The organism is Labrys sp. 22185 (assembly GCF_052045555.1).
Classification (GTDB): domain Bacteria; phylum Pseudomonadota; class Alphaproteobacteria; order Rhizobiales; family Labraceae; genus Labrys; species Labrys neptuniae.
Window position 1 is genome coordinate 1 of record NZ_JBQEPH010000100.1, and the last position, 3,610, is coordinate 3,610.

At 60.5% G+C, this 3,610-nt stretch carries 2 protein-coding genes, 1 pseudogene and 2 riboswitches; all 3 genes and pseudogenes read right to left on the reverse strand.

Annotated features, from left to right (window positions below):
• Positions 1-260: pseudogene (locus ACTJKX_RS37930) on the reverse strand (hypothetical protein); the annotation flags it as partial.
• A 219-nt stretch (positions 261-479) separates the two neighbouring features.
• Entirely contained in the window at positions 480-725 is a 246-nt protein-coding gene (locus ACTJKX_RS37935) for a hypothetical protein (RefSeq protein WP_440728479.1), read from the reverse strand.
• Complete coding sequence (locus ACTJKX_RS37940) at positions 722-2,668, reverse strand: TonB-dependent receptor plug domain-containing protein (RefSeq protein WP_440728480.1); 1,947 nt, start codon at positions 2,666-2,668, stop codon at positions 722-724. Before ACTJKX_RS37940 ends, ACTJKX_RS37935 begins: the two co-directional genes overlap by 4 nt.
• A 112-nt stretch (positions 2,669-2,780) precedes the next feature.
• Positions 2,781-2,978, reverse strand: a riboswitch (cobalamin riboswitch).
• A 234-nt stretch (positions 2,979-3,212) separates the two neighbouring features.
• Positions 3,213-3,416, forward strand: a riboswitch (cobalamin riboswitch).
• Positions 3,417-3,610: the final 194 nt, after the last annotated feature.

Below are 3,610 nucleotides of genomic sequence, written 5' to 3' on the forward strand. Positions count from 1 at the left end.
CGGCGGCCATCGGCCAAGCGGATCTGGAAGGCATCCTTGATGCGCAGGATGAACGGGATGTCGTTCTCGGCCAGGAACGTCATCCAGGCCGTACCGACGAATTCCCGGTCTGCGATCAATCCGGCGATGGCCTTGGTACCGAATACGGACCAGAAATGCGACAGCAGGGCCTCGCGATAAGCCGTGGTCGAGTTGCCGGCTCTGTCGAGCACATCCCACATCACAGGGACGGCAATGCCATTATGAACAATGGCAAGCATCAGGACATTGACGTCGCGGCGCCCGAACTTCCAACTCGTGCGGTCGAGGGCTAGAAGCCACGGACCTGATCCGACCCGCCCGACCCTGACGACGACGCGGGCTAGGTGTCTAGTCCCAGCATGTCGTGGGTTGGTAGACGAACGACAGCTCGGGTTTTTTGGCGCTGATGTGTTTGAGTGCCTCGATCGGTGTCCTGAAGTGTAGCGCGCTGCCTGGAATTAGGTCTCGGTCTCCCGGGCCATGTTGGCATTGCGCGGATCATGCGAAAGCCAGGTGACCGAGGCGGCCCTGTCGCGATCCGCGAGCCTCAGCAAAAGCTCGTCCGTGCACATATTGATGGAGACGATGCGCCTGGGAACCAGCGATGCGGAAGCCGCAGCCCAGGCGCAATCCTGCCCGACGCCGGACAGCACGAGTGCCACGCCGATCGTCAGGAGGCGGAGATGGCGGCGCGCGCGTCTCAAAACGCCCGGACCCGAATGCCACCATAGACCCCAAGGCCGGGCTGGAGAAAGCCGATGGGCTGCTGGTAGCGACGGTCGAACAGATTGTCGACGCGCATGAAGACATTGGTCTGCTCGTTCACGTCGTAATCGGCCGCGAGATTGATCGTGGTGTAGCTGGGCGCCTGTATGCGCTGGATCGAGAAGTCACGATTGCCGTCGATCCAGGAGCCGACGAAGAGCAGCGTGGCGGAGAGATGGAGTGCATCGATCGGCGACCAGTTCACCTGCAAGTTCGCCTTATGCCGCGGACGCCGGATCAATTCCTGGTTCCTGTCCTCGTTCTTGGCGATGGTGAAGGTATAGTCGGCCCTGAAATCGAGCTGGTCGTTCACCTTCCAGGTCACGAAGGATTCGTTGCCGTGCGCCTCGGCCCGGCCGATGTTGATATTGGTGGTGAAGTCGGCGTTGGCGGCGATGAGATTCTTGATCTTGTTGTAGAAATAGGTCGAGCCGACCCGCACTCTGCCATCGAATAGAGGCTGTTCGAAGCCGACATCATAGCCGGTGCTTTCCTCTGGCTTCAGATTGGGATTGGCATAGAAGCCGAAGGCGGGAAAATCCTGATAGAGCTGGCTCAAGGTCGGCGCTTTGAATCCGGTACCGACGCTGGCCTTGAGCTGCGTTCCTGTCTGCTCGACCGTGTAGGTCGGTGCTAGGCGATAGGTGAAGTGGCCACCGAAACTGTCATAATGGTCATAGCGAATGTTCGAGGCCACGGTGAAGCCCTTGAACGGGTTTGCCTCGAGCTGCGTGTAAGCCGCATTGTTGGTGTTGGACGCCTTGAGGTTCGCCAGGTCCAGGCTGTAGCGTTCGTGCTCCACCCCGAACAGCAATTTGTAATCGTCGCTGAGGGCGATTTCCTGCCTCAGGTCGAATTTCAGCTTTTCGCCCGTCGACGCGCTCGGCGCTGTGAAAGTCACCTGCGGATAGACGGTCCTGCTCCACAGATTGCTGTAGGAGACGCCGAATATGGTGCGGTAGCGATCATCGAGCGAATGCCAGACGCCTTCAGCCCGCGTGAACAATTGGTGGTTCGACAGCCAGGTGCGCGAGGGGTTGGGCGCACAAAAGCAGGACCCGTAACCGTCGCTTGTAAAGCCGAGCTTGGCATCGGTATAGCGGGCTATGACATTGATGGAGAAATTGTCGATCAGGTCGGCGCCCACCCGGCCGGAATAGGTGTAGTTGTCGTAATAGTTCGGGCGTGCGACGGTGCCGGGCACGAGAAGCTCCCACGGCGTGACCGGCGTGTCCGTCGAGCGGAAATGGTCGATGCCGAAGGCATAGTTGAAGGTCGATGTCGATCCGCTCAGGCCTAGCCGCTGGTTGAAGGTGCCGTGCGATCCGCCCTCCACCGTAGCCGTCAGTTGAGGCGGGCCCGAGCCTCTCCTGGTGGTGATCGAGATGACGCCACCGATGGCATCGGCGCCATAGAGCCCGCCTTGCGGCCCGCGCAGGGCCTCGATGCGCTCGACATCGCCGGTCAGCGACTGGCCGAGATCCGCGGCCGCGTTGGGAACGGCGGGATTGGAAACGTCGATGCCGTCGATGAGTACCTTCACATGATTGGAGTTGGTTCCGCGCATGAAGATGGAGGTCTGGGTACCCGTACCGCCCGACTGGACCAGATTGAGACCCGGCATTGTTCGCAGGGCGTCGTTGACCGTGCGCCGCTGCTGCCTGGCCATGTCGTCGGCCGTGATCACGGTGACCGAGCTGCCGACCTTGTTGATCGAGGTCGGCTGCAATGTCGCGGAGGTGACGATGATCGGATCCAGCTCGATCGGGGTGGGCTGCGTCCCGGCGCTTTGCGCCAGGGCATGCGTTGCGAGAACGCAGGACACCCCGACAAGGGCGGCCGACGAAATAGCGTGTTGCAGACGGCAGGCAGTCTCGTCCATGAGGACCTCAAGCAGGATAGCCAATGGCCGTCACTGCGATTGATGCCCCTCCCGCTGCCCCGACAGGACATCTGGATCGACCACCATCGGGGACCCCCGCCCAATGTTACCGCGCGTGACCATTGCGACGGCAGGTCTCCTGGCTCACGGGTCGTTGTGCTCTTCGTTTGCCTTCCCGGGCCTGATCCCAGTGGCATGTAACGAAGGACTCACCGCCTACAGTTGCGGGGGCAGCCGCGGTTCGAAACGATCGCTCATTTCTCCGCGTTCCCTATTATCCCCGAGGGGAACCGTCGATTTAACGCTAGGGCGTGCGTATTGTGACTGTCAAGCTTGATACGTTCTATGTCCCCGGTAAACCGGATGGAGCGCTCCCCGTTTCACCAGACAGAAAAAATCTCGATCTTCAAGGAGTCCCCATCGCACTTGCGTCGGGTATGCTTTTGGCGACCTGGCCGCCCTTATCGATCTGCTCGCTACTTGGACTGTCGCCATTGCGCCTACACCATCGCTTTTGAGCCTTCCGCGATTACTCCGACAGTGCATGCTTGATCGTGTTCAAGGTGCCCCTCGATCGTTGCGAGGGGATAATTGGGAAGCCGGTTCGAAGCTGGCGCTGCCCCCACAATGATAACGAAGTCATCGTTTCGACGAATGCCATTGGATCGCAAGTGATCTGGGAAGGTGTCGAGACAGTCCACTCGGACAGCTTCGGAGCCCGGAAACCAGCCTCGGACGGGAACCTGACTGATCGCGGCGGGCGGTCAAGAGGCAGATCGGCGTGCTAGGTGTCATCCTGCCGTCGTCTTTCCTCCATCACCACCAGTTCAGTCCTCGCGAGAGGAACGGAACAGGTATGGCGCAACGTCGGTGAGGTGGGGTCAGGAGAGCCAGGCCCATGGTAAGCGCTTCGAGCGCGTTCCAGTGATGTGGTCCCGACCC